Origin of the sequence: Janthinobacterium sp. (assembly GCF_031995485.1) — a bacterium.
Classification (GTDB): Bacteria; Pseudomonadota; Gammaproteobacteria; order Burkholderiales; family Burkholderiaceae_D; genus Janthinobacterium.
This window is the reverse complement of record NZ_DAMAGB010000048.1, coordinates 27638-46298: the sequence shown is the minus strand read 5'-3', so window position 1 is coordinate 46298 and position 18661 is coordinate 27638. Positions and strand designations below refer to the sequence as shown.

16 protein-coding genes are annotated in these 18661 nt (G+C 62.4%); 6 read left to right on the top strand and 10 right to left on the bottom strand.

The window, feature by feature from the left end:
- From RTQ46_RS22210 to RTQ46_RS22175, 8 genes are all read right to left on the bottom strand, one after another.
- A partial coding sequence (locus tag RTQ46_RS22210; protein WP_312439761.1) for an ATP-grasp domain-containing protein occupies positions 1-893 on the bottom strand: 893 nt, incomplete at its 3' end.
- Complete coding sequence (locus tag RTQ46_RS22205; protein WP_312439760.1) at positions 890-1738, bottom strand: NAD(P)-dependent oxidoreductase; 849 nt, start codon at positions 1736-1738, stop codon at positions 890-892. The genes RTQ46_RS22205 and RTQ46_RS22210, both read right to left, overlap by 4 nt.
- A 42-nt stretch (positions 1739-1780) precedes the next feature.
- Positions 1781-2914 carry a class I SAM-dependent methyltransferase gene (locus RTQ46_RS22200; protein WP_312439759.1) on the bottom strand — a complete coding sequence of 378 codons (1134 nt, stop codon included), beginning with the start codon at positions 2912-2914 and terminating at the stop codon, positions 1781-1783.
- 58 nt (positions 2915-2972) lie between these two features.
- Entirely contained in the window at positions 2973-3671 is a 699-nt protein-coding gene (locus RTQ46_RS22195; RefSeq protein ID WP_312439758.1) for a WbqC family protein, read from the bottom strand.
- Positions 3668-4840 (bottom strand): DegT/DnrJ/EryC1/StrS family aminotransferase, encoded by a 1173-nt coding sequence (locus RTQ46_RS22190; protein ID WP_312439757.1) that lies wholly within the window; start codon positions 4838-4840, stop codon positions 3668-3670. The genes RTQ46_RS22195 and RTQ46_RS22190 overlap by 4 nt, the downstream gene beginning before the upstream one ends.
- A 272-nt stretch (positions 4841-5112) precedes the next feature.
- Positions 5113-6495, bottom strand: a complete 1383-nt coding sequence (locus RTQ46_RS22185) for a hypothetical protein (protein WP_312439756.1) — start codon at positions 6493-6495, stop codon at positions 5113-5115.
- Positions 6482-9151 carry a tetratricopeptide repeat protein gene (locus tag RTQ46_RS22180; RefSeq protein WP_312439755.1) on the bottom strand — a complete coding sequence of 890 codons (2670 nt, stop codon included), beginning with the start codon at positions 9149-9151 and terminating at the stop codon, positions 6482-6484. The genes RTQ46_RS22185 and RTQ46_RS22180 overlap by 14 nt, the downstream gene beginning before the upstream one ends.
- Before the next feature lie 156 nt (positions 9152-9307).
- Positions 9308-10984 (bottom strand): electron transfer flavoprotein-ubiquinone oxidoreductase, encoded by a 1677-nt coding sequence (locus RTQ46_RS22175; RefSeq protein ID WP_312439754.1) that lies wholly within the window; start codon positions 10982-10984, stop codon positions 9308-9310.
- Between the two features lie 262 nt (positions 10985-11246).
- On the opposite strand from RTQ46_RS22175, the gene RTQ46_RS22170 reads away from it, so the two are divergent.
- Entirely contained in the window at positions 11247-12023 is a 777-nt protein-coding gene (locus RTQ46_RS22170) for an SDR family oxidoreductase (RefSeq protein WP_308920415.1), read from the top strand.
- 21 nt (positions 12024-12044) lie between these two features.
- Here the strand turns inward: RTQ46_RS22170 and RTQ46_RS22165 are convergent, their stop codons facing one another.
- A complete protein-coding gene (locus tag RTQ46_RS22165) occupies positions 12045-12611 on the bottom strand; it encodes a LuxR C-terminal-related transcriptional regulator (RefSeq protein ID WP_312439753.1) in 567 nt (188 codons plus the stop codon).
- Positions 12612-12779: 168 nt separating this feature from the next.
- Here RTQ46_RS22165 and RTQ46_RS22160 point away from each other — a divergent pair, with 168 nt between their 5' ends.
- Together RTQ46_RS22160 and RTQ46_RS22155 are read left to right on the top strand one after the other, a co-directional pair.
- A complete protein-coding gene (locus RTQ46_RS22160; protein WP_312439752.1) occupies positions 12780-13478 on the top strand; it encodes a CoA transferase subunit A in 699 nt (232 codons plus the stop codon).
- A gap of 158 nt (positions 13479-13636) precedes the next feature.
- Positions 13637-14287 (top strand): CoA transferase subunit B, encoded by a 651-nt coding sequence (locus RTQ46_RS22155; protein ID WP_312439751.1) that lies wholly within the window; start codon positions 13637-13639, stop codon positions 14285-14287.
- A 126-nt stretch (positions 14288-14413) separates the two neighbouring features.
- Here RTQ46_RS22155 and RTQ46_RS22150 read toward each other — a convergent pair whose 3' ends face one another.
- Entirely contained in the window at positions 14414-15715 is a 1302-nt protein-coding gene (locus tag RTQ46_RS22150) for a dicarboxylate/amino acid:cation symporter (protein ID WP_312439750.1), read from the bottom strand.
- 282 nt (positions 15716-15997) lie between these two features.
- On the opposite strand from RTQ46_RS22150, the gene RTQ46_RS22145 reads away from it, so the two are divergent.
- The 3 genes from RTQ46_RS22145 to RTQ46_RS22135 all read left to right on the top strand — a co-directional run.
- Positions 15998-16879 (top strand): alpha/beta hydrolase, encoded by an 882-nt coding sequence (locus RTQ46_RS22145; protein WP_312439749.1) that lies wholly within the window; start codon positions 15998-16000, stop codon positions 16877-16879.
- Between the two features lie 54 nt (positions 16880-16933).
- Entirely contained in the window at positions 16934-17284 is a 351-nt protein-coding gene (locus tag RTQ46_RS22140) for a RidA family protein (protein WP_312439748.1), read from the top strand.
- An 8-nt stretch (positions 17285-17292) separates the two neighbouring features.
- A partial coding sequence (locus RTQ46_RS22135) for a RelA/SpoT family protein (RefSeq protein ID WP_312439747.1) occupies positions 17293-18661 on the top strand: 1369 nt, incomplete at its 3' end.

Below are 18661 nucleotides of genomic sequence, written 5' to 3'. Positions count from 1 at the left end.
AGTTTGCCTGACAGATAAAAATCGACGGCCATGGCGCTTTCGTTGTAGCCGAACGCCGCGCGGATCGAAGTCGACGACGAGATCCTGGGATTGATTTCCAACAGCTTGACGCCATCGGCGCAGGTCCTGAACTGGAAGTTGGTCGGGCCGATGGGCAGGTAGCGCCGGCACAGTCCGTCCAGGGCCGCGCTGAACTGCTCGCCCTGGACGACTTCGGCCTTGTCCGTAAAACCGTCTTTCGACAACTTGCGGCGCAAGGTCATGCTGGCATGATAGCCGCCGTTGCCATCGCAAAAGGCCGAGGTCGTAAATTCGTTGTCGTCATCGCCCACGATGGGCTGCGCCATCAAGCGGGGGCCCATGTCGTGCCGGTAGCGCTCGAACGTGGCGGCGCTGTCCACCCTGACGATGCCCTTGGAGCCGAACCCGCGACGCGGCTTGAGCAGGAAGGGCAGCCCATAGGCCGCCGCCAGCGCCTCATAAGAGTTGTCCAGGCTGCTATCGATGGCCCAGGGCAGGCCGGCCGCCAGCAGCGATTGGTAGAACAGCCATTTGTCCTGGCACAAGGCGACCAGGTCGGGCCGGTTCATGACCATGCGCGCGCCGTGCCGTTCGATCTGCGCGAGCTGGCCGGACCAGGTGTGCAGGTCGATCTCGATGCCTGGAATGATCAGGTCGATCTGGTGCCGGCTGATGGTGGCGCACAGCCAGTCGAGATAACCGGCCGCCGTGGTGGCGGGGGCCAGTTCGAAGACATCGCAAAATCCGGGCGCGACCGAGTCGGCATACATGGAGGTGCCGATCAGCAGCAGCGACGGGTCGGCCTTGCGCAGCGAGCGCAGGATGCCGTAGCCGACGATGCCGCTGGCGCCGGAAACAAGAATTTTCTTCATTGCATGCACTTTCTGTAAGCCGCCTCTTTTGCCATGCCTTGCTCCATCGAGATGGCAGGGTACTGCCCCAGCAGGCGGAACAGCGTATCGTCGGCCGGGCAGACATTGTCGGCGATATCGGGCTGGCCGGGCAGGAAAACCATCTGGCTGCTGCTGCAAAACGCCTTGGCCGCCGCCGCGATGATCTCGGAAAACCGCACCGGCTGCAGCTGCGCGCAATCGTGGCTGCCGGTGATTTTCAGGCGGATGGCCGAGGCGATCAGCCGCGCGACATCGTCGAGATGGATGAAATTGCGGCGCGCATCGTGGCTGCCGTAAATCGTCACGTTTTCGTGGTTGGCCACCTTGTCGATAATGGTGTACAGGAACGGCTGGTGCTTGCGGCAGGCCGGGCCGGTGCCGTAAAACTGCGATGGCCGGATGATGGCCAGCGCCAGGCCGCTGCGTTCGCTGTAGAGCCGGGTCAGCTCTTCCGCATGGCGCTTGGACAGCGAATAGGCGCTATAAAACGGCGACTGCGGCGGCAGGTGCGCAAAGATGCTCGAGATCTGCACCATGTGGCCGATCGACAGGGTAGTGCAGAGCTGGCACAGCTTGAGGGCGCCCAGCACATTGGTCTGCTCGGTCTGGCAGATGCTTGCCGCGTCGCCCGTGCCGAAGCTGGCCGCCGCGTTGACCAGCACGTCGATATCGCGCGGCATGCGGCCCGCATCGATGTCGCCGTTCAGGTCGAGCGCGACATCGCAGCCGCTGCGCCCGGCCGTGATCACCTCGGCGAACGCCGACAGCATGGGGATCAGCGCCTGCGCCAGCGTGGAGTTGCCACCGACGATCAGTACCCGCATGGCCGTCTCCCTGCCTTCATCGCCGCCGGCGTGGCCGGAAAATCAGTCCTGCGTGGCATGCTGCTCTTCCAGGCAGTGCGACAACTGGATGAACAGCGCGCTGCCCATCACGAAGGCGGTGGCGATGCGGCCCTGGTGGCGCGCGATGAACTCGTCGCCGGCACGTTGCGGTCCATTGCCATAGGGCCAGATATAGTCGTCGACGACGATCCAGCCGCCAGCGTTGACGAGACCGGACCAGCAGGCCAGGTCCGCGCTGGCCGCCGCGTACGTGTGATTGCCGTCGATATGCAGCAGCGCGATGCGGCCCTGGTAGCGGGTGCTGCCAAATGCCTCGGTCTGCACCTCGCGCCGCTGCCGGTAGTGCTGCGCGCCCAGTTCCGATGGCAGGCGCAGATAGTTGACATGGTCATGGCTGTAAGGCAATAAATTCATTTCGAACACCGTCAGCGCCTCGTTCGCATCGAATTGCGCCGAGACCTGGTCGACCAGGCCGGTTGCATCATGTTGCACCAGATGCGCGTTCGACCAGGGATCGACGCACAGCAGCTTGCCGATCCCGTAGCAGCGCGCAAGCCAGGCCAGCAGGAATGCCGATTTGCCCCACCAGCTGCCGATTTCAACGATATCGCCGTCCACGGCATGGCGCGCAATTTCGCCCAGCGCAAACATTTTTTCACGGTCGCACATGCCCGGTATCAGTTCGGCATGGCGGAACAGGGCGGCCAGCTGCAGCCGGCTGGCGCCAGGCCGGACCGGCTGGCCTACGCCTATGGCCAGCGGTTGGTGCAGCCACGCATCGACCTGCGCCTGCGCCTTGCGGTAGGCGGCCAGTTCGGCGTCCGCCGGCGACGTATTGAGCAGCGCCACGCCGGGCGCCAGCGCTTGCAGCGTGCGGTGCAGATGATCCCAGATCACGGGATTGGGCGTGTAGATGCCGCGAATGCCGTGACTGGCAACCAGTGCCTGCAGCGCGGCATCGAAGCCGGCATCGGTCACGTAGGGCAGATGCGCCCAGGCAGGATACTGCTGGCGCGTGGGGTCGTGCGCCAGCGACGAGGCACCCAGCACGGTTTTGCCATCCGTCACGCATTGCTGCAGGAATTCCAGCGATTTCGGCATGCCGCCGGGGAAAACCAGAATGGTGCCGCCGGTAACGTTGTATGTTTTTTGCATGATAGGGTCAGGATAAGAGTGCGTCATCACGAGCGGGCCGCCTGGCAGGCCGGCGGCGTCACAGCAGTTCGTAATTGTTGTCGATGGCGGCGCGTACTTGCGCCACTGGATTGAACATCAATACATCGATCAGCGACAGCCACGGCACGAACGGGGCGCCAAACTGTTCATAGGCAAACAGCTTCGAGCGGATGAAGCGCAGGTCGATGCCCTCGCGCAGGAAGTCTTCGCTCGCATACAGCGATTGTCCGCCGATCGCATTGACATAGGTTTGCGCACCCGCGGCCTTGCAGATGGCCAGCACCTTGTCCTGGCCTGTGAGCGCGTGGTCGATGTCGACCCCGGACGAGACCTGGATCGGCGTCGTAATGCCGAGATGGGCGCAGCTCGCGACCAGGCTGTGGTGCAGAAAGGCGAACAGATTGCGCGTGTCCTGCCGCAGCGTCGACTCGACCAGTGCCATGGTGTGCGCGAAATACGGCGCCTTGCGGTACGCGCCGTCCAGCTGCGCCAGCAGTTTGCCCGGCTTGAAGTCGGCGGCCAGTTCCCGTTCGCGCACATCGAGGATGTCGCTGTCCTTTTTCAGGGGCAAGGAGATAACGGTGTCGCTGCCATTGAGCAAGATGCGGTTGCGGTTGATCCAGCCTTTTTTCGTGTATTGGATATTGTCATACACGACAAACAGGTCGACCGCCGCGATCAGCTGGAAATAGCCAATATACGGAAAGAAATATGGCTGCATGATGGCAAGTTTCATGTGCCCGAGATCCTGTCTTCAGACGGCACCCCGGGGCCGGCCATGCTGGCGATCAGCCCGGTAATCAGGTCGATCTGTTCGAACGTCAGTGCAGGGTACTGCGGCAGGCAGATGACCTGGTCGGCAATCTGGCGCGCCACCGGCAAGTTCGCGGGCGCGGACGAGACCAGCCCCCGGTACATGGGAAAGTCGCTGATCAGGGGATAAAAGTAGCGCCGCGCAAAGATATGATGGTCGCGCAAGTGCTGGAACAGCTGGTCGCGGCTGACCGGAAAATCCGGTTTGACCAGGATGGGGAAATAGGCGTGGTTGGTCGCGTCGAGCGATTGCGCATGGCATTGTATGCCTTTCACGCCCGACAATTTCTGCCGGTAATAAGCGTCGACCGTCTGCCGGCGCTGCAAGGCCTGGTCGATGCCCTTCAATTGCAGCAGACCGAATGCCGCATTGATTTCGCTCATTTTCCCGTTGATGCCGGGCGCGACGACGGACGTCTCGCTGACAATGCCGAAGTTTTTCAGATGATCGATGCGCTGTTTCGTTTTCGCATCGGGACAGACGATGGCGCCGCCCTCGAACGTATTGAACACCTTGGTGGCGTGAAAACTCAGGACCGACAGATCGCCATGATTGAGCACGCTGGTGCCGTTGTGCCGGACGCCGAAAGCATGGGCCGCGTCATAAATGATCTTCAGGCCGTAGTTGTCGGCAATGCGCTGGATGCCGTCGACATCGCATGGCAAGCCGTAGCAGTGCACCGGCATGATGGCGGTGGTCTGCGGCGTAATGGCGGCCTCGATCTTGTCGGTGTCGAGGTTGAAGGTGACCGGGTCGATATCGACAAACACGGGACGGATGCCGTTCCAGACCAGCGAATGGGCGGTGGCGACAAAGGAATAGGGGGTGGTGATCACCTCGCCCGTGATGCGCAATGCCTGCAATGCGGTAATCAGCGCCAGCGTGCCGTTGGTAAACAGGCAGATATGCTTGACGCCAAGATAATCGCACAGGGCCTGTTCCAGTTCATGGTGGAACGGACCGGTATTGGTCAGGATCTTGTTTTCCCAAATCTTTTCCAGATAAGGAATGAATTCTTCCAGAGGCGGAAGCAGCGGCTGGGTAACATAGACCGCATTGGCGGGTTTGGCCGGAGGCGTCGGTGCCGACATGGTTGTACCTATTGAAGTATTATTTTCCTGATCGCTCACTGCGCCGATATCGACTTGTCATTCAATGGCATCTACAACATTACAGCAAGGTAAAAAAGCTTCAGGGTCCGCACAGGCAGGCAGTGCACAACCCGTTCAGCGTGCAGTGTAGTGTATCGGCGTGCAGTATGGCGCGGGCCAGCAGCGATTGTAACCGCTGGCGGCGCAGATCATTAAATTTCCTTAGGGAATTTTTTTCGGCAGGCGGGCCTGGCTGAAGCGGCCTGGCCGCATCAGCGCCGTCCTTGCCCCGGCGCTCCGGTATCGATCCATTCCATCGCGTGCTGGTAGAAGGACGGCGACAGGTGGTAGCGATCGAGATGCCACAGGCCATTGCCAAGGCCGTCCTGCCGGGCGGTGGCGGCGTGGAGATCCAGAAAATGCCATTGCCGCCGGCGCGCGCCCGCTGCCAGCAAGGTATTGACGCGGCGTATCATCGCAATGAAACCCGGCTTGTCGCCCGGGTCGCGGCGATCGGTCAGGTCATAGCCGGGAGCCGGCACGCCCTGTACCGTGATCGACGGCCAGGCGCGCTGGCCCAGGGCCTGGTCAAGAAAGGAAAAATAGCCGTCCACGGTCGCTTCCATCATCTGCTCCAGCTGTACGGCGCCGCGCGCTGCCGCGCGCCACATGCCTTCCACCGGCCGGCAATCGATTTCCCCGATGGTCAGCAGCAGCGGTCCGTCGGCCATGTCGCGCAGATGGCTCAGGACGCGCTGTTTGTACACATTCTCGCCAGGCTGGGCCAGATGGTGCATCTGTATTCCCATGACAAACCTGGCGCTTGCCCTGGCCAGCTGGCCATGCCAGGGGAAGACGCCATTGGCGGGCGACAGGCAATGCGATTCGCCTAGCACATGCAGCGCGAGCGCCGGGCGCGCCGGGGCAGCTGTTGCGGCAACTGCGGCACGCTGCGCCAGCGCCAGTTGACGCAGGTAGCGATAAAACACGCGCATGGCGCGATCGGCATCGATATCGGGCAGCGCTTCGAACGGCGCATGCTGCGCGGCAATCGACAGCACCGCGCCGGCATCGCCAGCCAGCCAGGCCCGTATCATGGCGTAGCTGGCGATCAGGCCCTGATAGCGCAGGTCGTCGGGCAGGCAGCCGGCAAAATAGCGCAGCTCGGCTTCCAGTGCACGCCCGCTGGTTCCTGACGAGACAAGATGGGTCAGCCATTGATTGATGAGCGGAAAATCGGCTTGTCCTGACGCCATGGCCCGGCGCACGCCCGCGCGCAGGATCTGGTTGGCCTCGTCAAACCGGGCCGAGGCATTGAGCGCATTCACCCGCGCATGGACCAGCGGCACGCTGTCATGCACGGCGGCAGGCAAAGCCTGCAGGTAGCGTGCCGCTTCCTCGTCGCGCTGCAGCCGGCCCAGCAGGTCGATGCGGCTGGCGCACAGGTCGGCCGTGCCGGGACAGATGGCGAGCGCGGCATCGGTGGCCAGCAAGGCGCCTTCCCAGTCGCGCTGATCCTTCAGCGACAGGCTCAGCTCACGGTATGCCTGCAGCGCCAGCGCTGGGGCTTGATACCGCACGGTGTCCGCTATCTCCAGCGGCGGCTGGCCGCCAGCGCGGGACGGCAGCGGTCCGTCTGGTTCAATCGCGGCCATGGCTTGCATCGATGTGCGGTTGCGCCGCGTCCAGCGCTGCCGCCGGCAGGCCGGCGCACCAGCGGCGCCAGATGGCGCGCATGGCATGCTCGAGGCCGGCGGCAATCAGCGCCGGCTGGCAGGCGGCGGAGTGTTTCAGCCGGTCGCGCAGGCCGCCGCGCAGAGCGGCGATCGCGGCAATGTCGCCGGCAATCTGTTTTCCCTTGAGGAAGAAGTCCCGGTCGTCGACGGCAATGTAGTCGGCCAGCGCCACATGCTGGAGAATTGCGGCGCCTACGCGGCCAGGCAGCGTCGGTCCGGCAATGGTCAGGGTCGGCACGCCCATCCACAGCGCGTGCAGCGTGGTGGTGCCGCCGTTATAGGGCGAGGTGTCGAGGCACACATCGACCAGGTGGTGCAGGGCGAGATAGTCGCGGCTATTGGTATGGGTAAAAAAGCGCAGGCGCTCGGCGGCAATGCCCTCGCGCTTGAACCAGGCGCGGAACATGTCGCTGGTCTGGTCGTTCGGCATGCCGGCGACCACCATTTTCGCCTCCGGCAGCGCCCGCAGCAGGACCGACCAGCGCCCGATGACTTCACGGCTCAGCTTGCTGGCGCGGTTGAAACTGCCGAAGGTGATATAGCCGTTGTCCAGCGCCGGCGCCAGGTTGACATCGGGCGCCTCGGGCGAGGGCAGGAAGACGGCGCTGGCGGGCAGGCGCACCAGTTTTTCGGTAAATTGGTCGTCGAGCAGGCCGGGCGGCGAATAGTAGCGGTCTACCAGGAAATAATCCATCGCCTGCAGGCCGGTAGTGCCTGGATAGCCGATCCACGTGACCTGCAGCGGCGCCGGCTTGCGAGCAAACGCGGGCAGGCGGTTGAAGCCCGTATGGCCCGACAGGTCGATCAGGATGTCGATGCTGTCGCTGGTGATCAGCTGCGACAGTTCCGCATGCGTCAGTTTCTCGACCTGGCGCCAGATGCCGGCCAGGCCGTGCAGATGGCGGCTGACATGGTCATCGTGGAAACTGTTGGCATAAATCACGATTTCCAGGCGGGGCGACAGCGCCAGGTGTTCCAGGATGGGGGTGATAAAGTGCGCTACCGCGTGGTTGTACAGGTCTGCGGAAACAAAGCCGATACGCAGGCGCCGCTCGGGCTCGCGCGTGTTGCCGTGCTGCGGCCAGGATGCGCGCAGCGGCGCTTCGAAGTGGTCGGCGTAGCGCAGGTGCTCGGCAAGCAGGGCGGCGGCGTCGAGGTCCTGGCTATGGGTCAGGTAGAACAGCAGGTTGCTGTGCAGTTCATCCCAGTCCGGATTGATTTTCAGGGCCTTGCGGGTGTGCGCGATGGCCTGGTCGATGCGGCCCAGGCGGGTCAGGGTGGCGCTGATATTGACATGCGCGCGGCGGTGATGCGGATCGAGTTTGACCACGGTTTCAAAGCTGTTGACGGCATCGCTCAGGCGACCCATCTCCATCAGGCAAGTACCGAGGTTGACATGGGCTGCGGTGGATTTTGGCCCCAGTTTCACGGCGCGCCGGCAGCTTTCCAGCGCCGCCTCCCGCTGTCCCATGGCGTTCAGCACGGCGGCGATATTGCTGTGGGTAACAGGATTGTTCGGCGCCAGCAGCGCCACTTGCCGGAAAGACGCCAGCGACGCATCGAGCTGGCCGTCTTCCTGCAGCGCCATGCCCAGGTTGTTCAGGGCGTCGATATTGTCCGGTTCCAGCAGCAGCGCCGCCTGGTAGACGGCGATCGCCGGTTCCTTGCGGCGGGTCTCTCGCAGCAGATCGGCATAGTGCAGCATTGGTGCGGCGACGGAAGCGTCGAGCGCGATGGCTTGCCGGTAGGCGGCTTCGGCCTCGGCCGTTTCGCCTAGCGCATGCAAGCTGCGCCCCAGGCCATGGTAATGGGCCGCGTTGGCGGTGGGCAGTGCCGTGGCGCTGCGATAGCTGGCCGCCGCCTGCGCGTTGCGATCAAGGCGGAACAGCACATTACCCATGCCGCCATGCGCCATGGCATTGCCGGGATCAATTTCCAGCGCTGCCGCGTAGCTGTGCAGGGCCGCTTCCGGCCGGTTCAGGGCAACATGCACGTCGCCCAGCTTGCGGTGCAGGTCGGCTGCCCCCGGTTGCAGCGCCAGCGCCTGGCGGTAGCTCGCTTCCGCCGGCTGGAATTGTTGCTGGGCCACCAGGATGTCGCCTTTGCCTACCTGCGCCATGAACAGCGCGGGATCGATCTCCAGCGCACCGCGGTAGCATTCCCCGGCTTCCTCGACGTGTCCTTGGGCTTGCAGCACGTCGCCCAGGCGGCTCAGGGCTACGGCAAAGTCCGGTGCAATTTCCAGGGCGCGCATGAAACTGCCCATCGCCAGATCGAGCTGGCCGAGGTTCATCCGCGCATTGCCCAGATGCAGATGCGCTTCGGCGTCGCCCGGCGCCAGTTCGACTGTTTTTTCCAGCGCGGCCAGGGCATCCTTGCCCTGCAGCTGCAAGGCCATGCCCAGCACGCTCCAGACCAGGGCGGAATCAGAGTACCGATCCAGCAAGGCGCGGGTCGCGCCTTCCATCTGGACATGCTCGCCGCTGTCATACAGGCGAACCAGATGGTCGATTTCCTGCTGGGTAGGCTGCTGAGCGTCACTGGTCGGCAATGCTGCGGGATCGTTAGTGGGCATGGGGAGCGGAAGGAGAGTGGAGGCTGGTCTGAATTGTAGCGGCTAGGGGGGCATAAGAGAAATTTCTTGCGCCGAAAGTGTTTTTTAAAACAAAATGGCGCGAACACCATGCAGTGTCCGCGCCATGCCCTGTTGCCAATTTTGGCGCCGAAGCGGTTACATGTTCGGATAATTCGGCCCGCCGCCGCCCTCCGGCGTGACCCACACGATATTCTGCGTCGGATCCTTGATGTCGCAGGTCTTGCAGTGCACGCAGTTCTGCGCATTGATCTGCAATCGTTCGGCGCCGTCGTCGTTTTTCACGAATTCGTAGACGCCGGCCGGACAGTAGCGCGCTTCCGGGCCCGCATATGTGGCCAGGTTGACGTCGACCGGCACGCTGGCGTTTTTCAGCGTCAGGTGGATCGGCTGGTCTTCCGCGTGGTTGGTGTTCGAGATGAACACCGACGACATCTTGTCGAAGGTCAGCTTGCCGTCCGGTTTCGGATAGACGATTTTTTTCGACTGGGCCGCCGGTTTCAGGCATTCGTGGTCGCCATGCGTGTGGTGCAGCGTCCACGGCGCCTTGCCGCGGAAAATGATCTGGTCGATGCCCGTCATCAGGCTGCCCAGGTACAGGCCTTTCGACAGCCATGGCTTGACGTTGCGCGCCACATGCAGCTCTTCATGCAGCCAGGACTGTTCGAACGCCACCGGATAGCTGGCCAGCTCGTCGTGCTGGCGCTGTTCGCCCAGCGCGGCGAATGCCGACTCGGCCGCCAGCATGCCGCTCTTGATGGCCGCATGGCTGCCCTTGATGCGGCTCATGTTCAGGAAGCCCGCATCGCAGCCGATCAGCGCGCCGCCGGCAAACACCAGCTTCGGCAGCGACTGCAGGCCGCCGGCCGTGATCGCGCGCGCGCCGTACGAAATGCGCTTGCCGCCTTCGAAGAACTTGCGGATTTCGGGGTGCGTCTTGTAGCGCTGGAATTCCTCGTACGGCGACAGGTAGGGATTCTCGTAATTGAGGCCCACCACGTAGCCGACCATCACCTGGTTGTTTTCCAGGTGATACAGGAACGAGCCGCCATAGGTTTTCGCGTCCAGCGGCCAGCCGGTCGAGTGGATCACCAGGCCCGGCTTGTGCTGGGCCGGATCGATTTCCCACAGTTCCTTGATGCCGATGCCGTACGATTGCGGGTCCTTGCCGGCGTTCAGGTCATATTTGGCCATCAACTGCTTGCCCAGGTGGCCGCGCGCGCCTTCGGCGAACAGCGTGTACTTGGCGTGCAATTCCATGCCCAGCTGGAAGTCGGGGCCAGGCTCGCCATCGCGCTTGACACCCATGTTACCGGTCGCCACGCCTTTGACGGAGCCGTCGTCGTTGTACAGGATTTCGGCGGCAGGGAAACCCGGGAAGATTTCCACGCCCAGGTTTTCCGCCTGCTGGCCCAGCCAGCGCACCACATTGCCCAGCGAGACAATATAGTTGCCATGGTTCTCGAAACAGGCCGGCACGGCAAAATTCGGTGTCTTGTAGGCTTTGGTTTCTGTCAGGAACAGGATGCGGTCTTCGGTCACGGCCGTATTAAGGGGCGCGCCCAGTTCCTTCCAGTTCGGGATCAGTTCGGTCAGCGCCTTCGGATCCATGATGGCGCCCGACAGGATATGGGCGCCCAGTTCGCCGCCTTTTTCCAGTACGCAGACATTGACTTCCTGGCTTTTTTCGGCGGCCAGCTGTTTCAGGCGGATGGCCGCAGCCAGGCCGGCGGGGCCGCCGCCAACGATCACCACGTCATACTCCATGGTTTCGCGCGGTCCGTACTGTTCAACTAAGTTATTGGGCTGTGTCATGGTCTCGTTTTATAGTCATTCAAATGGGGTGAAAATAGGATAAGTACAGCATCGCTGGGGAATTTAAGCACGAGTGTGCTTGTTTTTGGCGCGGATTGCAACTTTGGCGCCATTTTGCGTGACATTGCCCCTCGCCGCAATCTAAATCCGGGCATTTTGTGTAATGATGGCGTTTACTTTAGCCCAGCTGCAGGCAGCGGGAACTTGTCCGGTTGACAGGGACGGGCATCGGGTGTTGTTTAAAACAGAACAGGAGTAGCTTGTGGGCATAGAAGTCAATTTCGAGGGCAAGATTGCCCTGATCACCGGCGCGTCCAGCGGCCTGGGCGCGCGTTTCGCAAAAGTGCTGGCCCAGGCCGGCGCCCAGGTCGTGCTGGCGTCGCGCCGCACCGAACGCCTGAAGGAGCTGCGCGCCGAGATCGAAGCCGATGGCGGCGCCGCGCACGTGGTGGCGCTCGACGTGACCGATTTTGCCAGCATCAAGTCGGCGATTGCGCATGCGGAAACGGAAGCGGGGCCGATCGATATCCTGGTCAACAATTCGGGCGTATCGACAACCCAGCGCCTGGTCGACGTCACGCCGGAAGACTATTCCTTCGTGATGGACACCAATCTGCGCGGCTCGTTTTTCGTGGCCCAGCAGACGGCCAAGCGCATGATCGCGCGCGCCAAGGGCGACCCGAAAAAACAGCACCGCATCATCAATATCGCCTCGATGGCGGGCCTGCAGGTGCTGCCGCAGATCGGCGTGTATTGCATGAGCAAGGCCGGCATGGTGCACATGACGCGCGCCATGGCGGCCGAGTGGGGCAAGTACGGCATCAATACCAATGCGATTTGTCCCGGTTATATTTCGACCGAGATCAACGAAGATTATTTCGCCACCGAGCAGGGCCAGAAGCTGATCCAGATGCTGCCGAACAAGCGTCCGGGCAAGCCGGAAGACCTCGATGGCCTGTTGTTATTGCTGGCAGGCGAAGATTCGCACTTCATCAACGGCGCCATCATTTCGGCGGACGGCGGCATGACCGCGTTTTAAGCTGGCCGTCCAGGCTGCCAGTCAGGCCTGCCACTTCAGGCCGACCAGCTTGTGCACCAGCTCCGACGAGGTCGACGCGGCAAACTTGCGCATCAGCTTGGCGCGGTGCATTTCCACCGTGCGCGGGCTGAGGTCGATCTGGCGCGCGATCAGCTTGCTGGTCTTGCCTTCCACCAGCAGCGCGGCGATTTCCCGTTCGCGCGGCGTCAGCTGCGCCGTCACCGGCCGCTGCTCGCTGACATCCTCGAACGTCCAGATGCCGCGCCCCAGCGGCTGGCCGGGCAGCATCGCGTGGCCCGTGACGTGGCACCAGAACAGTTCATCGTTATTGCGGCGCATGATGCGCTCGTCCGAGTAGCGTCCCCTGGCGTTCATGATGGGAATGATGCGCTCTCCCGTGCGCAGGAATTCGTCGTGCGTGGGGTAGAGTACTTCGAACGATTGGCCATCGAGCTCGGCGCGCGTGTAGCCGAACATGGCGGCCAGCGCTTCATTGCAGCTGCGCATGATGCGGTTCTCCGACATGCACATGCCGACCGGCGCGTGCAGGAAAATGCTTTCGTAGTCGATCGCGGTTGCAGCATTCATCTGATGGGGATCACTCTCGCAGGTGGACTGGTGGCACGGCGCCGGTAGTTCTACGGTATTGTACTTTCGACCGGCGTATTTTATGCTCAGTTGCTGCGGGCGTCACCGCTCCATGCCGGGATGCCGCAAAGAATCACACAAAAAAGTTCAACAACCAGAGGGACACCCATGAATAAAGTTTATCCTGACGCCGCTTCGGCGTTGGCAGGCATCGTCCAAGACGGCCAGACCATCGCCGTTGGCGGCTTTGGCCTGTGCGGCATCCCCGAAGCCCTGATCGGCGCCTTGCGCGATTCGGGCGTGACGGGCCTGACCGCCATCTCGAACAATGCCGGCGTGGACGGCTTCGGCCTGGGCCAGCTGCTCACCACGCGCCAGATCAAGAAAATGATCGCCTCCTATGTGGGCGAAAACAAGGAATTCGCGCGCCAGTACCTGGCCGGCGAACTGGAACTCGAATTCACGCCGCAGGGCACGCTGGCGGAAAAACTGCGCGCCGGCGGCGCCGGCATCCCGGCCTTCTTTACCAAAACCGGGGTGGGCACCATCGTCGCCGACGGCAAGGAAATCCGCGCATTTGATGGCGAGCAATATGTGATGGAACACAGCCTGGTGGCCGATGTGTCGCTGGTCAAGGCCTACATGGCCGACCGCGCCGGCAACCTGGTGTACCGCAAGACGGCGCGCAACTTCAACCCGAACGTGGCGATGGCCGGCAAGATCACCATCGTCGAAGTGGAAAAACTGGTCGAGATCGGCGAGATCGACCCGGACGACGTGCACACGCCCAGCATCTTCGTGCACCGCATCGTGGTCAACGCCACGCCGGAAAAACGCATCGAGCAGCGCACCGTGCGCACTGACTGATTATAAGCAGTATTTACGCCTGGTAAAACCGTCGCGAGCGGCAGGGATTTGTGGCAGAGAAGCGCAGCTGTGCGGATGCACAGTGAGCATCGCAGGCCGCAAAGCGCGACGCGCAGCAGGTTTTGACAGGCGTGCCACTAACAAAAATGGAGATGATTATGGCTTGGACGAGAGATCAAATGGCGGCGCGTGCCGCGAAAGAATTGCAGGATGGTTTCTATGTGAACCTGGGCATCGGCCTGCCGACCCTGGTGGCCAATTATGTGCCGGACGATATCGAAGTGTTCCTGCAGTCGGAAAACGGCCTGCTGGGCATCGGCCCGTTCCCCACCGACGATGAGGTGGACGCCGACCTGATCAACGCCGGCAAGCAGACCGTCACGGCCTTGCCCGGCGCCGCCTACTTCAGCTCGGCTGATTCCTTCGGCATGATCCGCGGCGGCAAGATCAACCTGGCCATCCTGGGCGCGATGCAGGTGTCGGAGAAGGGCGACCTGGCGAACTGGATGATTCCAGGCAAGATGGTCAAGGGCATGGGCGGCGCGATGGACCTGGTGGCCGGCGTCAAGCGCGTGGTGGTGCTAATGGAACACGTGGCCACCGCCAAGGATGGCAGCACCTCGCACAAGCTGCTGAAACAGTGCGACCTGCCATTGACGGGCGTCGGCGTGGTCGATGTCATTATCAGCGACCTGGGCGTGATCGACGTGACGGAAAGCGGCCTGAAGCTGGTCGAACTGGCGCCGGGCGTGACCAAGGAGCAGGTGCAGGCCGCCACCGGCGCCGAGCTGGACGTGTCTGCCGTGTAAGCAATCCTGGCAGTAATACATGGGGCGGACCGCGATGTCCGCCTTGTTTGTGCACATGCTATCAGTGCGCGCATAAAAAAAGCCCCGCAGATTGCTCTGCGGGGCTTTTGCCTTGTGTGGCCGGGATTACTTCACGATATTGACGGCCGGTGCGACGTAGGCATCGTCGGCAGGGTGGGTCGGATGGGCCAGCTCGCTATGCAGCTTGTCCATGTCCAGCTCTTTTTCCCATTTCGAGACGACGATGGTGGCCACGCCGTTACCGACGAAATTGGTCAGCGCGCGGCATTCGCTCATGAAGCGGTCGATGCCCAGGATCAGCGCCATGCCGGCCACCGGGATTGTCGGCACCACCGCCAGCGTTGCCGCCAGGGTGATGAAGCCGGCGCCGGTGATGCCGGACGCGCCTTTCGAGGTCAGCATCGCCACGCCCAGGATGGTCAGCTCCTGCCAGATGGTCAGTTCCGTGTTGGTGGCTTGCGCCACGAACAGGGCGGCCATGGTCATGTAGATATTGGTGCCGTCCAGGTTGAACGAGTAGCCGGTAGGAACCACCAGGCCAACCACCGGCTTGGAGCAGCCCAGGCGTTCGAGTTTTTTCATCAGGGCCGGCAGGGCCGATTCCGACGAGCTGGTGCCCAGCACGATCAGCAGTTCTTCCTTGATGTACAGCAGGAAGCGGCCGATCGAGAAACCGGTGTACTTGGCGATCAGGCCCAGCACGACGAACACGAACAGGAAGCAGGTCAGGTAGAACGAACCCATCAGTTTAGCCAGCGGAATCAGCGAAGCCAGGCCGTATTTGCCGATGGTGAAGGCCATCGCGCCGAATGCGCCGATTGGAGCAACTTTCATGATGATGTTAACCATGCCGAAGATGGCGTGCGACAGTTCGTCGATCAGCTTGGTGACCGGACGGCCGCGCTCGCCGAGCAGCGACAGCGAGAAGCCGAACAGGATGGCGATCAACAGTACCTGCAGGATGTCGCCCTTGGCGAAGGCATCGACAAAGGTCTTCGGGATGATGTTCATCAGGAAGTCGGTGGTAGTCAGGCCTTCGGCGTGCGTGTATTGCGCGATCGATTTGGCATCGAGGTGGGCCGGGTCGGCATTGAAGCCGGCGCCCGGTTTCAGCACGTTGGCCACGACCAGGCCGATGGCCAGCGCGAAAGTGGACACGACTTCGAAGTAGATCAGCGCCTTGCCGCCGACGCGGCCGATTTTCTTGACGTCCTGCATGCCGGCGATGCCGGACACGACGGTACAGAAGATCACCGGCGCAATGATCATTTTGATCAGTTTGATGAAGCCATCGCCGAGCGGCTTCATGTCGACGGCGTTCGATGGATAGAACACCCCCAGCAGCACGCCCGCCACGATGGCGAACAGCACCTGGACATACAGGATTTTATAAAATGGTTTTTTCACGGAAAGTCTCCTCTTGCGGGTTGATGGATGCGATCATCCCCGCAATGGCTGCCCCGCTCAATTGTGGATAACCGCAGATATGCACATTTCGTATATCGGGTATGCAACAGCGAAAATGCGGCCGAAAGCATGCTGCGGCGCAGCAAACAGGGGCCAAATCAGCCGCGCGCTTGGAGCATTGCCCGTGCTGCGCTACACTTCGGCAGAGGCTTGCGCGCCGCGCCCATCTGCATGTCCGGCGTGCTGCTGTTTTTCCATCGAATGACACCATCTGGAACCCGCATGATCGAAGAGCGCATCAAGTCCGTCCAGTGCATTTCACCGGCCGGCCTGCACACCATGTCCTACAAGGAGTGGGGTGCAGCCGACAATCCGAACGTGCTGGTCTGCGCCCATGGCGTGACGCGCGTGGGCGACGATTTCGACAGCCTGGCGCGTGCCATGGCCAGCGACTACCGCGTGATCTGCCCCGACGTGGTGGGGCGCGGCCGTTCCGGCTGGCTGGCCAATCCGCAGTTCTACCGCGTGCCGCAGTATGTGAGCGACATGGTGACCCTGCTGGCGCGCGTGCTGGCCAATGGCGAACGGCAAACGGTGGACTGGTTCGGCACCTCGATGGGCGGCCTGATCGGCCTGGGCCTGGCGTCCTTGCCGCACAGCCCGATCAGCAAACTGATCCTCAATGATATCGGCCCGACCCTGGCGCCGGAAGCGCTGCAGCGCATCGGCGACTATATCGGCCAGGACTTGCGCTTCGACACGTTCGAGCAGGGCGCCGGTTTTGTGCGCGCCGTGTCGGCCAGCTTCGGTCCGCATAGCGACGAGGAATGGCACAAGCTGGCAAACGACGTATTGCGCCAGGGCAAGGACGGCCACTGGCGCCGCCATTACGACATGGGCCTGGCGCTGCCGTTCCGCTCCGCCACGCCGGAGTCGGCCGCCACCGATGAAGCGATGCTGTGGGCCGCCTACGACGCCGTGCGCTGCCCGACCCTGCTGGTGCGCGGCGCCGAGTCCGACCTGCTGTCGCACGAGACGGCGCAGGCGATGCTGCTGCGCGGCCCGAAAGCGCAGCTGGTGGAAATTGCCGGCGTCGGCCATGCGCCCACCTTTATCCATGACGACCAGATCGCCATCGCACGCCAGTTCTTGCTGAACAAGTGAGACAGTAACTTACCGAATTTGTCATACGATTTTGAAACAAACAGAAAGAACAGCATGGAAATTACCCGCTTGCACGTAGGCAAACGCCTGTCCGAGGTTGCCATCCATAACGGCACCATCTACCTGGCCGGCCAGATCGCCGAAGACACCACGCAGGACATTATCGGCCAGACCCGCGAAGTGCTGGGCCATGTCGACCGCCTGCTGATGGAAGCGGGCAGCGACAAGACCTGCATCCTGTCGTGCCAGATCTATCTCGCCGACATGAAGGATTTTGCCGGCATGAACGAAGTGTGGGACGACTGGGTCGCCTCGGGCCACACGCCGCCGCGCGCCACGGTGGAAGCCAGGCTGGCCAATCCGGCCGTGCTGGTTGAAATCGTCATCATCGCTGCAGAACGCTAAGGTATTCCATGGTTTCCACTTCGGCCCCGAATAGCGCCATCTCGGAACAACTGGTAGAGGGCCTGAGTGCGCCGGACAGCGCGCGCGTGCTGGACGCGTTTGCCTACGCCACCGAGGCGTATGGCGACAAGCTGACCTTTGCCGGCCGTCCGGCGCTCGACTTTGCCATCGGCGTGGCCACCACGCTGGCCTTCCTGCGCAGCGATGCGGAAACGCGCATCGCCGGCCTGATGTTCGAGCTGACCCTGCTCGAACCCGATACCGCAGCCGATATCGAGCCGCGCTTCGGCAAGCAGGTGTGCGACCTGGCCACCGGTGTGCGCCAGCTGATCCGGCTGCGCGCGCTGACGCAGACCTCGCATGCGGGCGGCGCCGGCGCACGCGGCAAGAATGCGGCGCAGCAGGCCGTGGCGCAAGTGGAAACCCTGCGCAAGATGCTGCTGGCCATGGCGTCCGACATGCGCGTGGTGCTGGTGCGCCTGGCCTCGTGTGTGACAACGCTGCGCTATTTTGCCGACCTGAAACTGTTCAACGACATGACGCGCGAATACGGCCGGGAAACCCTGGACCTGTATGCGCCACTGGCCAACCGGCTCGGTATCTGGCAGCTGAAGTGGGAACTGGAAGACCTGTCGTTCCGCTTTATCGAGCCGGAAGCGTATAAGCGCATCGCCAAGATGCTGGAAGAAAAGCGCATGATGCGCGAGGGTTTTGTCTCCTCGGCCATTTTGCGCCTGCAGACCGAGCTGGCTTCGGCCGGCATCGCCGCCGAAGTGTTTGGCCGCCCAAAACATATCTACAGCATCTGGAACAAGATGCGCGGCAAGGAACTCGACTTCACGGCGCTGTACGACGTGCGCGCGTTTCGCGTGATCGTCGCCGATGTCAAGACCTGCTACACGGTGCTGGGCGTGGTGCACAATATCTGGACGCCGATCCCGAAAGAATTCGACGACTATATCTCGCGCCCGAAACCGAACGGCTACCAGTCGCTGCACACGGTGGTGACGGCCGACGACGGCCGTCCGCTGGAAGTGCAGATCCGCACCAACGAAATGCACAGCTTTGCCGAATATGGCGTGGCCGCGCACTGGCGCTACAAGGAAGAGGGCGGCTCGAATTTTGCCGGCCAAAAATACGACGAAAAGATCGCCTGGCTGCGCCAGCTGCTGGCCTGGAAAACCGAGGTGGCCGACGCCGTCGTCGGCCAGGAAGAAATCCAGCGCGAGTGGGTGGAAAAACTCAAGTCGGCCACGCTGGACGACCGCATTTTCGTGATGACGCCGCAGGCGCGCGTGCTGGAACTGCCGGTCGGCGCCACGCCGGTCGACTTTGCGTATCACCTGCACAGCGACGTGGGCCACCGCTGCCGCGGCG